Here is a 15,736-nt window from a genome sequence, read left to right on the forward strand (position 1 = left end):
TGGCTTTCTCGTGAGTGGGCTGATTTTGGTCACACAACAAAAGCCAACAATAGCGGAAGGTACAGCACGGACAAAAGGGTCGAGGCCACAACAAGTCCTGCGACGTCTTCGGCCTTGGCACCGTATTTTTCAGCCAAAAGATAGGATGTGACGGCGACAGGTGTGGTGATTTGCAGGATCAACACCGCATATGGCACAGAGGACAGGCCGAACCATTTGCCAAGAATGATGGCGATGCCGGTGCAGATAAGGGCCTTGAATACGGATAGCATAGCTGCTTTTCCAAGACCGCTGGGCGCAAGGCGCGCCACGGCGACGCCGAGTGTGATCAACATGGTCGGGATAGCAATTTGCCCCAATAATTCCAAGGTGTTCATCATAAACGTCGGGATGGTCCAACCCTGCCATAAAAACACCGACCCCAAAAGCGTGGCCCCCACAAGAGGCTCTTTTAAGGCCTTGCCAAAAGAGCCGCCACCAGCCGTGATGTAGACCCCGAATGTGAAGGACCAAATCGCCATGACGGCGAAGATTATGATGGCATAGCTTAGACCTTCGTCACCAAATGCAAAATAGGCCAAGGGTAAGCCGAGGTTGCCCACATTGCCGAAAATCAGAGGGTTCAGATAGGTGCGGGTTTCAAGCTTGAGCAGTTTGACCGTCAGATACATTATGACGGTCACAGCGCCGTAAGCCGATATCGCGGCCAAGGACAGCTTCGTCAATGCGGTCGGGTCAATTTCGGCTTTGACCAGTGCGGTGAAAATCAAAGCTGGGACCGATAGGGTCATCGCCAGTTTGGTGACAAACTCGATGCGGTACTCGTGACCCGTTTTGACCCAGATAAATCCTATCGTGGCCAATAGAAAGACCGGCGACACAATTTCTAAGACTGTTAAAATTAAGTTCACAGACTGTTTCCTGATTAATCGGCTGCCCCCCGTGGACACTGCCCGCTGGAAAAGTCTAATAACGTGAAACGGGGGTTGCAATGTTATGTTGAAAACACGCGCCAAATATCACTTAGGACAGGTTGTCCGTCACCGAAAGCATCCCTTTCGTGGCGTGGTCTTTGACGTGGATGCTATTTTTACCAATACCGAAGAGTGGTATGATGCTATTCCCGAACAAAGCCGACCTAAGAAAGATCAGCCGTTTTACCATCTATTGGCTGAGAATGATCAAAGCTATTATGTCGCCTATGTCTCAGAGCAGAATTTGATTGCAGATTATTCTGGCGTTCCTGTGGAACACCCAGATCTTACGGATCTTTTTGGACCGTTCGAAGATGGCACATACCCGCTTCATTTTCAGATGAATTGACACCGGGACGGGCTAATCCTTGCTTGCAAACGGCAGCCTGAAGGACAGTGTGTTTTGGTTTGAGTGGCGCGCGTAGTTCAGGTCACGAGTCAGCTGGTGGATAAGGAACCAACCAAATCCACCTTCCGGTAAATCCGCAATGTTACATGTCAGGTCTTTGGGAGCGCCTTTGGGAAGTTTGCCATTTGGCATCGAGCGTCCCGTGTCGATAACTTTGCACTGCAAAGTGTCGTGTGAGTAATCCAAATGAGCCTCAATCAGGCCAGACTCGCTGTCCGAGTAGGCATGCTCAACAATGTTATTGAGCACCTCTGCGATGACAAGTTCAACCGTGCTCCAATCCTCTTGGGACAGGCTCAGGTTGGACATGCCGGATTTAATTGTCAAAAGACCGCGTCGCACGGAACGTTCATTTGCCGGAATGATCAAGCGCAGGGCGCCATTGTCACCTTGAAAGTTTCTATCGCTGCTCAAAGAAACGTCCAAAATCTTTTCAGGACGCATCGGCAGCGTCCCCGATCGCGGACGTGGCGTTGTCATGGATTGAAAAAACAGTGTCCATACGGGTTAGGTGAAACACCTTTTGTACAGCGGGCTGCAACGAGGCGAGTTCAAGTGTTTGGTCTACTTTCTTGGCTTTGAGTGCAGCAACAACGGCGCCCAACCCAGAGCTGTCGAGAAATTCGACTTGGGACATATCAAGCACCACGCGTCTTGGTCCTTCGTCGGTGAGTTTACGCATTTCGTCTTTAAACTGAATGGCGCACACCGCATCGATTCTGTTTTCGCAGACTGTTACCAAACGCGCGTTGTCGAAGTCTTTGTGATTCAATTCCATTGGACACCTTTTGATCGTATTCAGTTTGATCTTAGGAAAAATGTCTTACCAAGGTGTTTGGAACGCCTTGCAATAGGCCGTGAATATCTGAGGCATTTAGATCGAAATTTATCAATTTATCGCGTCGACCCCATGGCGTGCTTCGGCGGGCGCAGATGCAAAGAGCTGTTGGTCAATTTGGATTGAACATGGTATTCGGCTGCGCATGAGCGATACATATAATCCCCCCCATGACCCGTTGGACGTGATCCACGCGGATCATCAAATCTTGATTGTGAACAAACCCGCAGGGCTTTTGTCCGTTCCTGGCAAGGGCGAGCATCTGTCGGATTGTTTGATGGCGCGCATTTTAGGTGCGTTTCCCGAGGCTTTGCTCATCCATCGGTTGGACCGCGACACCAGTGGCGTGATGGTCTTTGCCTTGACGCCCCATGCGCAAAAACACATCGGGCAGCAGTTTGAAAAACGGCGTACGAAAAAGACTTACGTGGCGCGTATTTTTGGCAAGCTGGAGCCGAAAACAGGCACTGTCGATCAGCCGATCATCGTCGATTGGGAAAACCGTCCTTTGCAAAAGATTTGTCATGAAACGGGGCGCGCGGCGCAGACCGATTGGCGGGTGCAACGCTATGACGAGACAGGCACGCGGGTGCGATTGTATCCCCACACAGGGCGGTCGCATCAGTTGCGGGTGCATATGCTGTTCTTGGGCCATCCCATCATGGGCGATCCGCTTTATGCCACGGGTGATGCGCGTGACGCGCCGCGTTTGATGCTGCATTCTGAGAACCTGAAATTCCGTCATCCTGATGGCGGTGCAGGCGTCAGTTTCACTGCGAAATGCCCGTTTTAGATCTCTCTTATGTCGCGTGACATAGGGGGTAATGGGGGGTGTTATTGGCCGCCTGAATGCTTATCTTATGGATTAGATAATCAAAGGGAGTGGACCAATGAGTCTTCGCATTAATACGATTGTACCGAACTTTACGGCTGAAACAGATCAAGGAACGATTACGTTTCATGACTGGATTGGTGACTCTTGGGCTATTTTGTTCTCTCACCCCAAAGATTTCACACCTGTGTGCACCACCGAATTTGGCGCTGTGGCGCAGTTGGCGGATGAATGGGCGGCGCGCGGCACCAAAGTGATCGGCGTGTCCGTTGATGGTGTTGAAGAGCACAAAGGCTGGAAAAAAGACATCGAATCTTTTGCGGGCACGACAGCCGATTTCCCGATCATCGCAGACAGTGATCTGGCCGTGTCTAAGGCCTTTGATATGCTGCCAGCTGACGCCTACATGCCCGATGGGCGCACACCTGCGCACAGTGCCACTGTGCGCTCTGTGTTCATCATTTCACCTGACAAAAAAGTCCAGTTGATGATGACTTACCCTATGTCTGTGGGGCGTAACTTTGCCGAGATTTTGCGTGCTTTGGATGCCTTGCAAAAAACATATGGCGCGCCACTTGCGACGCCTGCGAACTGGGTCACAGGCCAAGACGTTGTTGTGGCTTTGTCGCTTGATAACGCCGCCGCAGAAGCCAAATACGGCGCGCTGGACATCAAGCTGCCTTACCTGCGTATGGCCAAAGATCCTAAGTAATTTACGGCTGTTTTCAATTGGATCGGGCGCTCATTTTGGGCGCCCGATTTATTTTGGAAATCCAAAGGTCTTGATGAGCTCATTGATTTGCACATCATTGCCATTTTCCAAAACATTGTAGGCGCGCAGGTCACTTGCGGGGGTCATATTCCATTCCAAAATACGGCGTCTCCCACCAATCTTTTGCGCACAACCGCCCGTCAAACGGTGCATCCAATAGAACCACACATCATCAGCGTAGGGGCATAAGGATTGAAAAAGATCTTGGTCTAGAACGCGCGGATCAAAGCAATTGGGCGCGTAGAACACCCCGCTTACACCGGTTGGAAAAATCAGTTCTGATTGCGCAGGCTTGTCAGTGTTGTGTGACCAAGAGGAATAGGGGGCAGGGCGTTTTTCGTCATTCAAGGCCATTTCATGCGCCCGGTGACAGATCACTTTTGCGCCGCTCTTATGGTGCGCCTCAACAAGGTCTTTGAGCCAATCTGCCCCGTAATATACGTCATCATCCGCCGTCACGATGTAGGCGTTAGGATATGCTGAAAGTGTCGGGATGAGCTTGGTGTAAGACCGCAACTCATGGGTTGCCTGTATCGTCAGCCCTTGTGCTTGGCAGGCCAAAACGTCGGCAGGCAATTTGTCGATAGCGTCATGGGCGATCCAAAGAATCGTTTTGTCGGCTTGCATGCTTTGCAAAAGCAACGATCGCAAAGTCTTTGCCAGTGTTTCGAACCTAGCGGGATAGCTGGTCAGTGACACGACCAGTTTGCCATCTAAGTTATGTTGTATGCCCAAAGTACGTCGTGAGCTTACCTCGGCCAGCGCACGGGCGACGCGGCGCTTGTGTTTGAACACGCGAAACCAATGGGGCGCGCCCATCTATCTCTCCCACATCTCTTTGAGCCAGCGCACATCACCGATGCGCCGATACCATTTGCTGCCTTTGCCGCCCAAAGCGTCTTCCATCTTGGGCGAGCCTGCAAAGACAACGATCCGTGCGCCTTGGGGCAAAACCGGATCGCTGACATAGCTTTTCAACCCGCGCGGCACGCAATCGTTTTTGAAACTGACGCACCACTCTTTGGGCCAATAGGTGAGATGGCCGTGTTTTTCGAGCTGCGCACTTTGGAATTGCTGGCTGATCTCATACCCTGCGGTGGCAGCTGCGGGGTCGGCCAAAAAGGCATCCAGAATATAGCTGTGCGCGCCGATCTCATAGCGAAACACCGAGCTGTTGCCGACAGAATGCAAAAACGCATCGCGTTTGGGATTGATCTTGCGCAGCGGTTTAGCGCGAAACAGATCATCGTCGCGAATGATGAAAAACGGGCCTTCCAGGTCAAAGAACGGCTCAAGGTCGCCGGTGATCACCTGATCCAAATCCAAGAATAGCGCTGTGCCTGACAATCCAGCTAAGTCTTTGCGGAACAAGGCCAGTTTTTGCCAACGGGTGTCTGTGTGACCTTCGGGCAATCCGAGTTCGGGCAGAGGCAAGGCCTCGATGCCCGCGTCCAAGCCTGCGGGATCATCGGTGAAGCAGATAAACCGATGTGGGCGTTGCAAGTGACGTTTCACACCACGCGCAAGGTTGTTGACATAGTTGGGCCCGTAGAGCGTGCCCCATTTCATGGTGAGGATGAGGACGGGCGGAGGAGTTTGAATTTTATTCATGACGCTTTTTTGCATAGATTGGACGTGAGATCATCTAAAATCAGTGGCGAGGCGCGGCTTGTTACAGATCGTGCCGCATGTTACGTGAGCAGTATGCCAAACGTTACATTTGCAACGCGCCCCAGCCCCATCAAGCTCCGTTTGCTGTCGCCCATTTCTAAGCGGCATCGTGCAAAACGGTCCCTTCTTGCGCAGCCCTATGCCATCCAAGATATCATCCATCAGCTGGTTTTGACTGATGACAAGAAGATGTTGTTTGTGCGAAATTTTAAAGCCGGATGCTCGTCTGTGACGCATTTGCTTTATGAGTTTTCCAAGGGCCATGTGTTTGCGGGCAATATCAGTGACGCCCCGGATTTCATGCGCGGAGTTCCCTATTGGCCGCATATGGAGCCGGCGTTGAGTGCGTCTGATGTCTATCGGTTCACGATGGTGCGCCATCCCCAAACGCGGGCTGTGTCGGCGTTTCGAGATTTTTTTATTGATGGCCGCAACCGCGAAGCGGCGCGCTATGAGGGCATTTTAGGCGAATTTGGTGCCAGCACAGAGGCCTCAATTGACGAAAAATTCGACGCTTATCTGGCTTTTATTTCATATTGTTTGACTGAAAACCCCGAGGGCACCGATCCGCATTTTCGCCGGCAAGTGACGAACACAGCCTTTGGCACCATGCGCTATGATCGTATTTGTCGGCTTGAAACCTATGCAGATGATATGGAGCGTGTCTTCGCCGAAGCGGGCGCGGCCCTGCCCAAAAGCGCGTCTTTGACAAAGAAAAAAAATGTCTCGCAAGGGGCCAAGGTGTTTGTGCCCAGTCCTGCGCAGCAAGAGGAAATCCGCGCGCTATACCGCGCTGATTTTGAGGCTTTCTCCTATACATAAGGCCCTACCAAATGTGATAGGGCCTTACAGTTTGTTTTCGATTTAGAAGAGCTTACTCAGCTTTTTCTTCAGCGATCTCTTCGCCAGTTGTTTGATCAACCATTTTCATAGCCAAACGCACTTTGCCGCGATCGTCAAAGCCCAAGAGTTTAACGAAAACTTCTTGGCCTTCTTTGAGCACGTCTGATGGGTGGTTCAAACGACGGTTTTCGATTTGTGACACATGCACAAGGCCGTCACGTTTGCCGAAGAAGTTCACGAAAGCACCAAAGTCGACGACTTTGACAACTTTACCTTTGTAAACTTTGTTTTCTTCAGGCTCTGCGACGATTGAGTGGATCATGTCGTAGGCTTTTTTGATCGCTTCAGCATCGGAAGACGCGATCTTGATGATGCCTTCATCGTTGATGTCGACTTTAGCGCCAGACAGTTCAACGATTTCACGGATCACTTTACCACCGGAACCGATCACTTCACGGATTTTGTCCGTTGGGATCTGCATGGTCTCAATCTTAGGAGCGTGCTCAGAGAAGCCAGACGCGCCAGACAAAGCTTTGTTCATTTCGCCCAAGATGTGCAAACGACCGGCTTTGGCTTGTGCCAAGGCTTTTTCCATAATCGCTGGCGTGATGCCGGCAATTTTGATGTCCATTTGCAAAGACGTGATGCCGTTCTCAGTGCCAGCCACTTTAAAGTCCATGTCGCCCAAGTGATCTTCGTCACCCAAGATGTCAGACAAAATAGCGTATTCGCCATCGTCTTCCATGATCAGACCCATCGCAACACCAGCCACAGCGGATTTAAGCGGAACGCCCGCATCCATCATGGACAAGGAGCCACCACAAACAGACGCCATTGAAGACGACCCGTTTGATTCAGTGATCTCAGACACAATACGAACTGTGTATGGGAAATCAGTGGCCGCAGGCAAAACAGCCTGAAGCGCGCGCCATGCCAGTTTACCGTGACCGATTTCACGACGACCTGGGCCAGACACACGACCAACTTCACCCACTGAGTAAGGAGGGAAGTTGTAATGCAGCATGAAGTTGGATTTGAAGTTGCCGTGCAACGCGTCGATGAATTGCTCATCATCGCCAGTGCCCAGCGTCGTTACGACAAGACCTTGTGTTTCGCCGCGTGTGAACAGGGCAGAACCGTGTGTGCGTGGCAAAATACCAGTTTCAGATACGATAGGACGAATTTCATCCAACGCACGACCATCGATACGTTTGCCTTCGCGCACAACAACGCCGCGCAGAACAGAAGACTCGAGGCCTTTCATCGCTGGGCCAAGGTTCGCGTCTTCGAGTTGCTCTTCTGTCAAAGTCGCTTTGATTGCTTCTTTGGCAGCAGATACAGCCGCAACGCGTTCTTGTTTGTCAGTGATCGTGTAAGCCGCTTTCATCGCATCCGTACCAGCGGCTGCAACAGTCGCTGACAGGTCTGAGTAATCAGGTGCTTGGAAATCGAAAGGCTCTTTCGCGCAGGCTTCAGCCAACTCAACGATCAAGTCGATCACAGGCTGGATTTGCTGATGCGCAAAGTTTACAGCGCCGAGCATTTCTTCTTCGTTCAGCTCGTAAGCTTCAGATTCAACCATCATCACGGCATCTTTGGTACCAGCGACAACCAGATCAAGACGTTGATCAGGGTTGTTGCGCAGGTCCTGCATGTCGTCGACTGTTGGGTTCAAGATGTATTCGCCATCTTCAAAACCAACACGCGCACAAGCGATCGGACCGCGGAACGGCGCGCCTGAGATTGTCAAAGCAGCAGAGGCCGCGATCATCGCAACAACGTCTGGGTCGTTGACAAGATCGTGGGACAAAACTGTACACATCACGAGAACTTCATTTTTGAAGCCTGGAACGAACAGTGGACGGATTGGACGGTCGATAAGACGCGCAGTCAGCGTTTCTTTTTCAGTTGGGCGGGCTTCACGTTTGAAGAAGCCACCTGGAACTTTACCAGCCGCGTAGTATTTCTCTTGGTAGTGCACTGTCAGGGGGAAGAAATCCTGACCAGGCTTTTGTTTACGAGCAAAGGTCACGTTGGCCATGACAGATGTTTCGCCCAAAGTGGCGATCACTGAACCGTCGGCCTGACGCGCAACTTTACCTGTTTCCAGTGTAAGCTCTTCTTCGCCCCACTGGATTGATTTTTTCACTTCATTGAACATGAATTTAGCATCCTAATTGGGAGTGCCCTGACCCCTGTCAGGTCTCCCGTGATATATAGCGGCCCCATTGCCGCCGATCCCTCTATCATTTCTTCACAGCACGGGGATCATCGCGCTACGTCTCAGATAGACCGCCCATACACGAAATGCCTGTGTTTGGGAAGAGATCACTGTGATTCGGACGGTTTGCGTGTGGATGGCATCATCTACAGTGAAGACGGGCGCGCAAAATATGATGAAACAGCGCGTGTGTCGTGTCTTGCCGGGTGGGGTGGAATGGGACAGGATGCGACAAACCAATAGGAGGCCCTCATGGCAGAACTGCGCCCAACCGATTACCATGCGACGATCAAGTGGCTTGGAACCGTACCGATCGGCCGGACAGACATTCGCGCACAAAGCGTGCCGCAAGTGAACGCGTTTTTTTCAGGGCTTGAGGATGACTATCACAGCGGCCTAACGCGTGCCTCTTGTGTACGGGTGCGCGACCAACACCCCAAAGGCACCGAGATTCGCAACACCCGTCAGCTGTCTATTTTATCTTCTGAGGAAATGGCCGAGATCGCAGCAGACATCGACCTTGATGCGCTGGACCCTTCGCTTCTGGGCGCCTCTATGGTGATCGAAGGCATCCCCGATTTCACCTTCGTGCCGCCCGGATCGCGGCTGCAAACCGAGACAGGCACCACGATTGTCATTGATGTCGAAAACGGCCCTTGCAACGGTCCAGCTAAGGAAATCGAAAAAGACGTCGGAGGCCATGGCAAAGCCTTCAAAGCGGCTGCACGTGGCAAGCGGGGTGTGACGGCATGGATCCAATGCGAGGGCGTATTGATCGTGGGTGAAAAACTGCGCCTTCACGTGCCAAATCAACGGGCATGGGCTGGGTAATTTTAGCTGGTTGCGCTAAACGCGGGTCCGCGTGCCATCAAACGGCCAAAATTTTGCGGTCTGTTCATTCTACGTTTTGAGTCTTGACCTTAACGGTTAAACATCATTGACCTTATGACTGCCAATCTGGCGTCTTTGTCCTTGTCTAGAAAGCCCTCGTTCATGCGTTTTATTGTTGTTCTCTGGTGTTTGATCGCGGCGCTTATGGTTGACCCGAATGCAGCGCGCGCTAACACAACTCAAACCCAAGAAGCCAAAATCCTCGCCATGGGCGATTCCCTGATGGCGTGGCATGGGGCCAGTGACAACTCTATCGCTGATGTCGTTGGGCGCGTGCTGGGTGAGCCTGTGATCAACCGCTCGATTGGCGGGGCCAAGATCATTCATGCTTTGCCCGTGACCGGTGCGCTGGGCCTGCGCATTTCAGCGCAGTTTTCGGGCAAGGCGGCCCAAGACAAAGATTGGGTGATCTTGAATGGCGGCGGCAATGATCTGTATGTATCTTGTGGTTGTGGCAAATGCCGACGGCGCATGGCGCGGCTCATCTCGCCCGATGGATCGGCTGGTGAAATCCCCAAACTTGTGGCACAGATACGCGCCACGGGGGCACGTGTCGCCTATGTCGGCTACCTGCGCAGTCCTGGCGTTGATTCCTCTGCCGATGCCTGTCTGGAACTGGGCAACACCCTAGAGAAACGCTTGGACGCCATGGCGCGCAAAGACGAAGGCGTTTATTTTATTTCTATCGCTGACATGACCAAATATGGGGATCGGTCCATGCACGGTATCGACATGGTCCACCCCTCGCGCAAGGCCTCTAACCTGATCGGACAACGCGTGGCTGATGTCATCAAGAAAGCCGACAAAGTCCGCTGATCCAAAACCGCCCTCGCATGGAAAAAATGCATGAGCAAAGGGCGTGGGCAAAGGTGGGGGATTCAAAGTAGATGTTGGTTTGGCGCGTCTTTCGATTGCGTCTTGTTGGTCATTTTCAAAACCATACGACGCGGGAGCAGCGGTGTCAGCCAATTGAGCAAAAAGCTCATCTTGGGGTCGTTGATTGTCACCAACTTGCCTGCCAGCATCGCGTCATAGCCGTGTTTGGCCACGCTTGCCGCCGTCGCGCCACCGCCTTTGACCATCTCGGTGCCTTGCAAATTCGCCGTCTGCGCAAATTCGGTTTCCACATAGCCCGGCGCCAGCACAGTACAGGTCACGCCGCGCGCGTTCAGCTCTTGATCAATCGCTTGGCTAAAGGAATTCACGAAAGCTTTGGTGGCGAAATACACCGCTTGTTGTGGCCCTGGAATAAAGCCCGCTGTTGATCCCACGTTTAAAATCTTGCCGCCGCCTTGCACGGCCATTTGACCGCCAAAGGCATGGGTTAGGGTCACAAGCGCTGAGATGTTCAAATCGATCATCGCCTGCTCTGCGCTCATATCGCGTTCAATGTGAATGCCATGCCCGCCAAAGCCTGCGTTGTTGATCAAGATATCGACCTTTAGCCCAGCATCGCCCACAGCTTTGATCAGCGCCTCAGCCCCGCCTGCCGCACCCAAATCCAGCGCAAACACATGCGCGGTGATGTCATGCGCCGCCTCAAGTTCGACCTTTAGCGCGTCCAATTCGGCCTCGCGTCGTGCCGTCAAAATCAGATCGCCGCCCAAAGCAGCATGGTAGCGCGCGAATTCTTTGCCAATGCCAGAAGAGGCGCCTGTGATGAGAGCTGTGTTGGACATAGGGTGACCTTTCGCAGGAGTGTATAAATGCCTTTGTCAACGATTGTTGACTCTATTTGTACTAGGTATATGAGGCGAGCGCGCACGATGTCAACGCTTGTTGACAAGAACGCCTGCGTCTATAAACATGACACATGTTACAGACCATAGCGCAGCCACTCTCCACCCGTGAAAAACTGTTGAACAGCGCGCGCGCCGCCTTTTGGGCGCGGGGCTATTCCAACGTGTCTGTGCGTGCCGTCGCCACAGATGCAGGCGTTGATGTGGCGCTTATTTCTCGCTATTTTGGCAGCAAACGTGGGCTGTTTGATGAAACCCTCGCCAGCGCTTTTGATCTGCCCTTTGACGTCGTGCATGACATCCAAAGCTTGGTTGAAATGTTCGTCCAGCTTTTCACCACAACCCCACGCGGCTGCGAAACGCCCTCTGCGGTGCGGATGCTTTTGACCAATGCCCATGACGATGAAGTCGGCGCTGATTTGCAAAGCCGTGTCGAGGCAGACCTGTTCACCCCGCTCGCGCAGATCATCGGCGATGACGCCCGCACAGCTTTGTTCCTATCGGCCGTTCTGGGCGTCAGCGTGGCCGAAAAAACGCTCCACCTCCCCGGCATCAGCGCGCCAAACACGGCCCTTTATGAAGCGCAAATCCGCCACATGTTCGAGACGGCTTTGGACTTTGGCTGAGCCTTTCGCGCGCGGCTGATGTGCTCTGCAAGTTTGGGGTTTTGTCTGGCCAAAAATGCGAGCGATGCATAAGACGACACGGACAACGCGCCAAAGGCATTTTGATCAAAGACCTGATGGCCCGTTACAGCCTCTCAAAAGCCACCATCTATCGATATCTCGGAAAGGAGGAGGCGTGAACGCTAATCTCAGCGCCCAAACCGCCCGCCAAAACCCTTAACGGAGCTTTCTGCACTCAGCCCCACTCGACCCCTTGATCGTTTGATATCGGCGGCATAGGCTCTCCGCATGAAGCTCTACTACTCCCAAAACTCTCCTTACGCGCGAATTGCGAGAGTGATCGCCCGTGAATTGGATCAGATAGATTCCATCGAGGAGGTGCTGTCGAGAAACCGTAAACGGGACAACCCAGTCTTGAGGTATAGCCCTGTCGGAAGGGTTCCAATGATAGTTGAAGATGACTTGGTCATTACAGAAGTTGGGAACGTCGCGCGCTTTCTTGCTTCCAAGTCTGCATCGCAGGATGCGGCGTCCGTAACATCGGATGAGTGGACAGCAATAATGCAAGAAGGACAGATACTTGGATTTGTTGAAGGTTTGGCCTTTTGGGTTCGCGAAAACAGAAGAGAACAAGAAGATCGTTCAGTTCATCTGCTGGGAGTGGAGCACGAACGGGCTAAACGATGCCTTACGTATCTTGAAAGAGAGGCGCAAACTGGTCATTTGGGAGAGTTTCCTTCGCTCCGTTTCGTGGCACTGGCAGTCGGACTTGCGCTGGCAGACCACTACGATCTTCTCACTGGGTGGAAACACGAATTCCCAAATCTCGCGGCATGGTTTCAAGACAAGCCGGAGCGAACGTCCATGAAGCAAACTGAGCCAATCTAGAACGGCAGGTTTGTCCCGCACAGCCGACCTTAGTGCAAAACGCAGCGAAAGTCCGGTTTGAGCCCGTACTCACAAAATGAGCCTGTCAGAGCCTAAGTCTGCTCCACGGCTGTTCGCTCTCAAGATTCTGCGAACCACCTTTAAAACATGTAAAGTGAAGAGGCTCAAAAGGTTTAAAGTTTTGCAAACCCATGCCACAAAGTCGTGCAAGAGTTTGAAAGACGGGCAGGGGCAGCGCGCGGTGGGGTAACGGATTTCGTTAACGCGGATGCAAAAAACGCGCCCCGAGGGACGCGTTTTTCTTAGACACAAATGTCTGGGTAAAGAGCTTAGCGACGCAAGCCGAGGCGCTCGATGAGCGACTGGTAACGTGAAACGTCTTTGCCTTTTACGTAATCAAGAAGCTTACGGCGCTGCGCAACCATCATCAAAAGGCCACGGCGACCGTGGTTGTCTTTTTTGTGTGTTTTGAAGTGCTCTGTAAGTGTCGCGATACGTGAAGAAAGGATAGCAACCTGAACTTCGGGTGAGCCAGTGTCACCTTCTTTGGTCGCGAATTCTTTCATGATACGTGCTTTGTTTTCTGCAGTAATCGACATCGGGGTCTCCTTTATAAGGTTAGGGTACGAAGACGGCACGAGCCGGGATGTCGTCCAGCAAGGCCCATGAATCACCCGCATATTTCGATGCGGATGGGGGCGTATAGGCGGATTCTGCGCAAAAGGAAAGTTTTTTGCGCGGAGCGGGCCAAGGCTAGTCGTTACGGGCCTGCAGAGGATGTATCGATCATGATCTCAGCGGCGATTTGTTTGGCCCATTCGCCAATGATTGGAACCACTTCGATCTGGTTCAAGATGTAGCCAACAATGGACACAACGATTGTCGCCCCCGCGACAGAACCAAAGCCAAATGCCAGTCCACGCAAGAAATTAAACCACATCAAACGCCACACCGAGTCGTGCAGTTGAATAAAGCGATGTCCGTTGAGGCGCGCCAGTTCTTGGCTCAGCTTTTTGATGTCGTTTGACGGGGTTTTAAGAGAGTCACTCATAATATATTCCGTTAATGGGGCAAGTTTTTGTGGGGATATCTATTTAAATTAACCTTTATTGCTAGGTATTTAGGTAAAAGTGTCTTCAAAATGTTCTTCTGATTTTTCACTCATAGGTGCTATAAAATCGATGGGAACAAGTGGTGAGGTGAGGCATGCTTTGGGCATTGGCATTTTTGGGTATTATACCAGCGGCTTTCGCCTTTGGCGATAGCGAGTCTGGTGATGCGGATGGCGAAAGCCTGAGCGCAAACGAAAACGCAAAACCAGATGAAAACACCGATGAAAACACCACTGACACCCTTGATGACAGTGATCAGCAGCCCACGCACCATGACGCGATGTCGAATGGTTTGGAGACCACGTATGAAGGTTTTGCCATTGGTGAAGACCAAATCACTCTCCATTTGACGGATGATGGCAGCGGCGAATTTACCGTAGACTCAATGCAAGATGCCGATGGTGAATCTGTTGGTGTGAGCTTAAGTTATTTTGATGGCGAGTCAGAAACCACACTAAATTTTCTGGGTCTTGATGAAGTCCCTGCAGAAGATATCGTCATCGGTGTGACATCGCAAGAAGCCGGTGAGGAAGCGCTCTACACTCTTGAGAGTATTGGAGATTTTGGTGCACTTTCTCCACAGGATCCAGAAGAGCCAGCAACGCCGTCTGGACAGGGAAACTCTGAAGATACCATTGTGATCCCTAATGCTCCAATTGGGGACGATCAAGTTTTTGATCACGTCTTGGCGGAAGGTGGTGATACGCTCGTTCTCAATGATGACCCCTTTCAAGGCGGTTTTGACGCCCATATCGTGAAATCGGGTGACACTGCGGTCATTGAAACAGATCACGCGTTGCACCAAATCGTTGGCAACGACGATGGTGACACAATCGTGCTTGGCGATGATGCGGCCATTGTCCATGCTGGAGCAGGTGACGACTCTATTTATGCTGGCGAAGGAACGGCGATTGTGTCTGGCGGTGATGGCGAAGATGCGATTTTCGGCGGTGACGATTCCGGTTCTGATTATCTGTTAGATGGTGGCGCTGGCGATGATGATTTGTCCGGAGGAGAGGCTGACGAGGTCTTGATCGGCGGTCTTGGTGCTGATTCGATCTCGGGCGGTGGGGGAGATGACACTTTAATGCTCGATGTGCAGGATTTTGCGACAGGTGGGACAGGTGATGATACATTTTGGCTGTACTCCGACGGCGAATCTGACACCGGCTTTGCCCAAATCACGGACTTCTCACAGGGTGAAGACATTATCCGGATCACCTTGCCTCCTGAAGCTGAGGACACAGATGACTTTGATGTTGAGGTCACTCAAACAAATGACGGCACGGGGTCTGAAGTATCGGTCAATGGCGACGTGATTGCAGTTTTGCATGGCGCGCCGAATGTCACCGCAAGTGATATTGTTGTGGATTATACGACTTAAAATTTTGGTCGATTTATTCTGCCCAGATATGAGGCTGCTCACGGTACGAGATATAAAGCGGGTGCTTTGGGTGCCCTGCTTTTGAAAGCCCCAAATTGTACAGCGGTTGCTGCGTTTTGCGTAGCAGCTGCTCTACATTTTCGCCGCGTTTCAAATGCTCTCCATGCGTGCCCCATGCGCAAACAATCGTATCGGCCCATGCGGCAAATTCTAAAATCGTTGCGTCATTCTCAGGTCCAATAGGGTCTGTAGCTGCGCGCATTTTACGTGGGTCGGTATCGCGCCAAGCGAAGATATTGGTCACGCAAAAAGACCCAAAGCCTAGCGTGCGCGCCCGACGTTCACAGCGCTCCACTGTGGGATCGTTCTGCACTTCTGTCGCGGTCGATGGGTTGAGCATAACAAACAGCACTTTGGGCGCATCAGCGTTCCAAACGCGGGTTAGGGCGTAGCGATACTGCTCGCAATCCGAATAGATCGCGGTAGAGGGCGCGTCGCCTTTGATGTGTGTGCGTGTGATCATGTCGAAAAACCCA

Annotated in this window: 19 protein-coding genes; 9 read left to right on the forward strand and 10 right to left on the reverse strand. The window is 52.1% G+C overall.

The genetic code is table 11. The features are described from left to right. Positions 1-29: 29 nt before the first annotated feature. Positions 30-911 carry an AEC family transporter gene (locus WNY38_RS13215; RefSeq protein WP_342857815.1) on the reverse strand — a complete coding sequence of 294 codons (882 nt, stop codon included), beginning with the start codon at positions 909-911 and terminating at the stop codon, positions 30-32. 85 nt (positions 912-996) lie between these two features. Between WNY38_RS13215 and hspQ the strand changes: the two genes are divergently transcribed. After that, positions 997-1,323: a heat shock protein HspQ gene (hspQ, locus tag WNY38_RS13220; protein ID WP_342857816.1), complete on the forward strand. Its 327-nt coding sequence runs from the start codon at positions 997-999 to the stop codon at positions 1,321-1,323. Between the two features lie 12 nt (positions 1,324-1,335). Here the strand turns inward: hspQ and WNY38_RS13225 are convergent, their stop codons facing one another. Continuing rightward, positions 1,336-1,827: an ATP-binding protein gene (locus WNY38_RS13225; protein WP_342857817.1), complete on the reverse strand. Its 492-nt coding sequence runs from the start codon at positions 1,825-1,827 to the stop codon at positions 1,336-1,338. Continuing rightward, a complete protein-coding gene (locus WNY38_RS13230) occupies positions 1,817-2,161 on the reverse strand; it encodes an STAS domain-containing protein (protein WP_342857818.1) in 345 nt (114 codons plus the stop codon). Before WNY38_RS13230 ends, WNY38_RS13225 begins: the two co-directional genes overlap by 11 nt. A gap of 205 nt (positions 2,162-2,366) precedes the next feature. Here WNY38_RS13230 and WNY38_RS13235 point away from each other — a divergent pair, with 205 nt between their 5' ends. Continuing rightward, complete coding sequence (locus WNY38_RS13235; protein ID WP_342857819.1) at positions 2,367-3,014, forward strand: RluA family pseudouridine synthase; 648 nt, start codon at positions 2,367-2,369, stop codon at positions 3,012-3,014. 97 nt (positions 3,015-3,111) lie between these two features. Next, positions 3,112-3,765 carry a peroxiredoxin gene (locus WNY38_RS13240; protein WP_342857820.1) on the forward strand — a complete coding sequence of 218 codons (654 nt, stop codon included), beginning with the start codon at positions 3,112-3,114 and terminating at the stop codon, positions 3,763-3,765. A gap of 48 nt (positions 3,766-3,813) precedes the next feature. Here WNY38_RS13240 and WNY38_RS13245 read toward each other — a convergent pair whose 3' ends face one another. Both WNY38_RS13245 and WNY38_RS13250 read right to left on the reverse strand, forming a co-directional pair. Next, positions 3,814-4,644 carry a glycosyltransferase family 2 protein gene (locus WNY38_RS13245; protein WP_342857821.1) on the reverse strand — a complete coding sequence of 277 codons (831 nt, stop codon included), beginning with the start codon at positions 4,642-4,644 and terminating at the stop codon, positions 3,814-3,816. Then, positions 4,645-5,436, reverse strand: coding sequence for a hypothetical protein (locus tag WNY38_RS13250; RefSeq protein ID WP_342857822.1), 792 nt, complete (start codon positions 5,434-5,436; stop codon positions 4,645-4,647). Positions 5,437-5,529: 93 nt separating this feature from the next. Between WNY38_RS13250 and WNY38_RS13255 the strand changes: the two genes are divergently transcribed. Continuing rightward, entirely contained in the window at positions 5,530-6,318 is a 789-nt protein-coding gene (locus WNY38_RS13255) for a sulfotransferase family 2 domain-containing protein (RefSeq protein WP_342857823.1), read from the forward strand. Between the two features lie 52 nt (positions 6,319-6,370). Here WNY38_RS13255 and pnp read toward each other — a convergent pair whose 3' ends face one another. Next, entirely contained in the window at positions 6,371-8,500 is a 2,130-nt protein-coding gene (gene pnp / locus WNY38_RS13260; RefSeq protein ID WP_342857824.1) for a polyribonucleotide nucleotidyltransferase, read from the reverse strand. A 312-nt stretch (positions 8,501-8,812) separates the two neighbouring features. Between pnp and WNY38_RS13265 the strand changes: the two genes are divergently transcribed. Then, the gene (locus WNY38_RS13265; RefSeq protein WP_342857825.1) at positions 8,813-9,391 is read left to right on the forward strand and encodes a sulfurase; all 579 of its coding nucleotides are present in this window, start codon (positions 8,813-8,815) and stop codon (positions 9,389-9,391) included. Positions 9,392-9,553: 162 nt separating this feature from the next. Then, the gene (locus WNY38_RS13270) at positions 9,554-10,267 is read left to right on the forward strand and encodes an SGNH/GDSL hydrolase family protein (RefSeq protein ID WP_342857826.1); all 714 of its coding nucleotides are present in this window, start codon (positions 9,554-9,556) and stop codon (positions 10,265-10,267) included. Positions 10,268-10,329: 62 nt separating this feature from the next. Here WNY38_RS13270 and WNY38_RS13275 read toward each other — a convergent pair whose 3' ends face one another. Beyond that, the gene (locus WNY38_RS13275; protein WP_342857827.1) at positions 10,330-11,130 is read right to left on the reverse strand and encodes an SDR family oxidoreductase; all 801 of its coding nucleotides are present in this window, start codon (positions 11,128-11,130) and stop codon (positions 10,330-10,332) included. Between the two features lie 134 nt (positions 11,131-11,264). On the opposite strand from WNY38_RS13275, the gene WNY38_RS13280 reads away from it, so the two are divergent. After that, positions 11,265-11,816 carry a TetR family transcriptional regulator gene (locus WNY38_RS13280; protein WP_342857828.1) on the forward strand — a complete coding sequence of 184 codons (552 nt, stop codon included), beginning with the start codon at positions 11,265-11,267 and terminating at the stop codon, positions 11,814-11,816. Positions 11,817-12,104: 288 nt separating this feature from the next. Then, on the forward strand, positions 12,105-12,704 hold the full coding sequence (locus WNY38_RS13285) for a glutathione S-transferase family protein (RefSeq protein WP_342857829.1): 600 nt from the start codon (positions 12,105-12,107) through the stop codon (positions 12,702-12,704). Between the two features lie 329 nt (positions 12,705-13,033). Here the strand turns inward: WNY38_RS13285 and rpsO are convergent, their stop codons facing one another. Together rpsO and WNY38_RS13295 are read right to left on the reverse strand one after the other, a co-directional pair. Further along, positions 13,034-13,303, reverse strand: a complete 270-nt coding sequence (rpsO, locus tag WNY38_RS13290) for a 30S ribosomal protein S15 (protein WP_342857830.1) — start codon at positions 13,301-13,303, stop codon at positions 13,034-13,036. Positions 13,304-13,464: 161 nt separating this feature from the next. After that, complete coding sequence (locus WNY38_RS13295; protein ID WP_342857831.1) at positions 13,465-13,755, reverse strand: DUF5665 domain-containing protein; 291 nt, start codon at positions 13,753-13,755, stop codon at positions 13,465-13,467. A gap of 155 nt (positions 13,756-13,910) precedes the next feature. Here WNY38_RS13295 and WNY38_RS13300 point away from each other — a divergent pair, with 155 nt between their 5' ends. Next, positions 13,911-15,200, forward strand: coding sequence for a hypothetical protein (locus tag WNY38_RS13300; RefSeq protein ID WP_342857832.1), 1,290 nt, complete (start codon positions 13,911-13,913; stop codon positions 15,198-15,200). Between the two features lie 13 nt (positions 15,201-15,213). On the opposite strand, the gene WNY38_RS13305 is transcribed toward WNY38_RS13300, so the two are convergent. Then, positions 15,214-15,723, reverse strand: coding sequence for a DUF1643 domain-containing protein (locus WNY38_RS13305; protein WP_342857833.1), 510 nt, complete (start codon positions 15,721-15,723; stop codon positions 15,214-15,216). Positions 15,724-15,736: the final 13 nt, after the last annotated feature.

The organism is Pacificibacter sp. AS14 (assembly GCF_038899935.1).
In the GTDB taxonomy this organism is placed as follows: domain Bacteria; phylum Pseudomonadota; class Alphaproteobacteria; order Rhodobacterales; family Rhodobacteraceae; genus Celeribacter.

Excerpts from the sequence above, each read along its gene's own strand:
- WNY38_RS13225 (WP_342857817.1), bottom strand. The coding sequence starts at position 1,827 with ATGCGTCCTGAAAAGATTTTGGACGTTTCTTTGAGCAGCGATAGAAAC.
- WNY38_RS13275 (WP_342857827.1), bottom strand. The coding sequence starts at position 11,130 with ATGTCCAACACAGCTCTCATCACAGGCGCCTCTTCTGGCATTGGCAAA.
- WNY38_RS13295 (WP_342857831.1), bottom strand. The coding sequence starts at position 13,755 with ATGAGTGACTCTCTTAAAACCCCGTCAAACGACATCAAAAAGCTGAGC.
- WNY38_RS13265 (WP_342857825.1), top strand. The coding sequence starts at position 8,813 with ATGGCAGAACTGCGCCCAACCGATTACCATGCGACGATCAAGTGGCTT.
- WNY38_RS13230 (WP_342857818.1), bottom strand. The coding sequence starts at position 2,161 with ATGGAATTGAATCACAAAGACTTCGACAACGCGCGTTTGGTAACAGTC.
- WNY38_RS13300 (WP_342857832.1), top strand. The coding sequence starts at position 13,911 with ATGCTTTGGGCATTGGCATTTTTGGGTATTATACCAGCGGCTTTCGCC.
- hspQ (WP_342857816.1), top strand. The coding sequence starts at position 997 with ATGTTGAAAACACGCGCCAAATATCACTTAGGACAGGTTGTCCGTCAC.
- WNY38_RS13240 (WP_342857820.1), top strand. The coding sequence starts at position 3,112 with ATGAGTCTTCGCATTAATACGATTGTACCGAACTTTACGGCTGAAACA.
- WNY38_RS13280 (WP_342857828.1), top strand. The coding sequence starts at position 11,265 with ATGTTACAGACCATAGCGCAGCCACTCTCCACCCGTGAAAAACTGTTG.
- WNY38_RS13285 (WP_342857829.1), top strand. The coding sequence starts at position 12,105 with ATGAAGCTCTACTACTCCCAAAACTCTCCTTACGCGCGAATTGCGAGA.
- WNY38_RS13245 (WP_342857821.1), bottom strand. The coding sequence starts at position 4,644 with ATGGGCGCGCCCCATTGGTTTCGCGTGTTCAAACACAAGCGCCGCGTC.
- WNY38_RS13270 (WP_342857826.1), top strand. The coding sequence starts at position 9,554 with ATGCGTTTTATTGTTGTTCTCTGGTGTTTGATCGCGGCGCTTATGGTT.
- WNY38_RS13235 (WP_342857819.1), top strand. The coding sequence starts at position 2,367 with ATGAGCGATACATATAATCCCCCCCATGACCCGTTGGACGTGATCCAC.
- pnp (WP_342857824.1), bottom strand. The coding sequence starts at position 8,500 with ATGTTCAATGAAGTGAAAAAATCAATCCAGTGGGGCGAAGAAGAGCTT.
- WNY38_RS13250 (WP_342857822.1), bottom strand. The coding sequence starts at position 5,436 with ATGAATAAAATTCAAACTCCTCCGCCCGTCCTCATCCTCACCATGAAA.
- rpsO (WP_342857830.1), bottom strand. The coding sequence starts at position 13,303 with ATGTCGATTACTGCAGAAAACAAAGCACGTATCATGAAAGAATTCGCG.
- WNY38_RS13305 (WP_342857833.1), bottom strand. The coding sequence starts at position 15,723 with ATGATCACACGCACACACATCAAAGGCGACGCGCCCTCTACCGCGATC.
- WNY38_RS13255 (WP_342857823.1), top strand. The coding sequence starts at position 5,530 with ATGCCAAACGTTACATTTGCAACGCGCCCCAGCCCCATCAAGCTCCGT.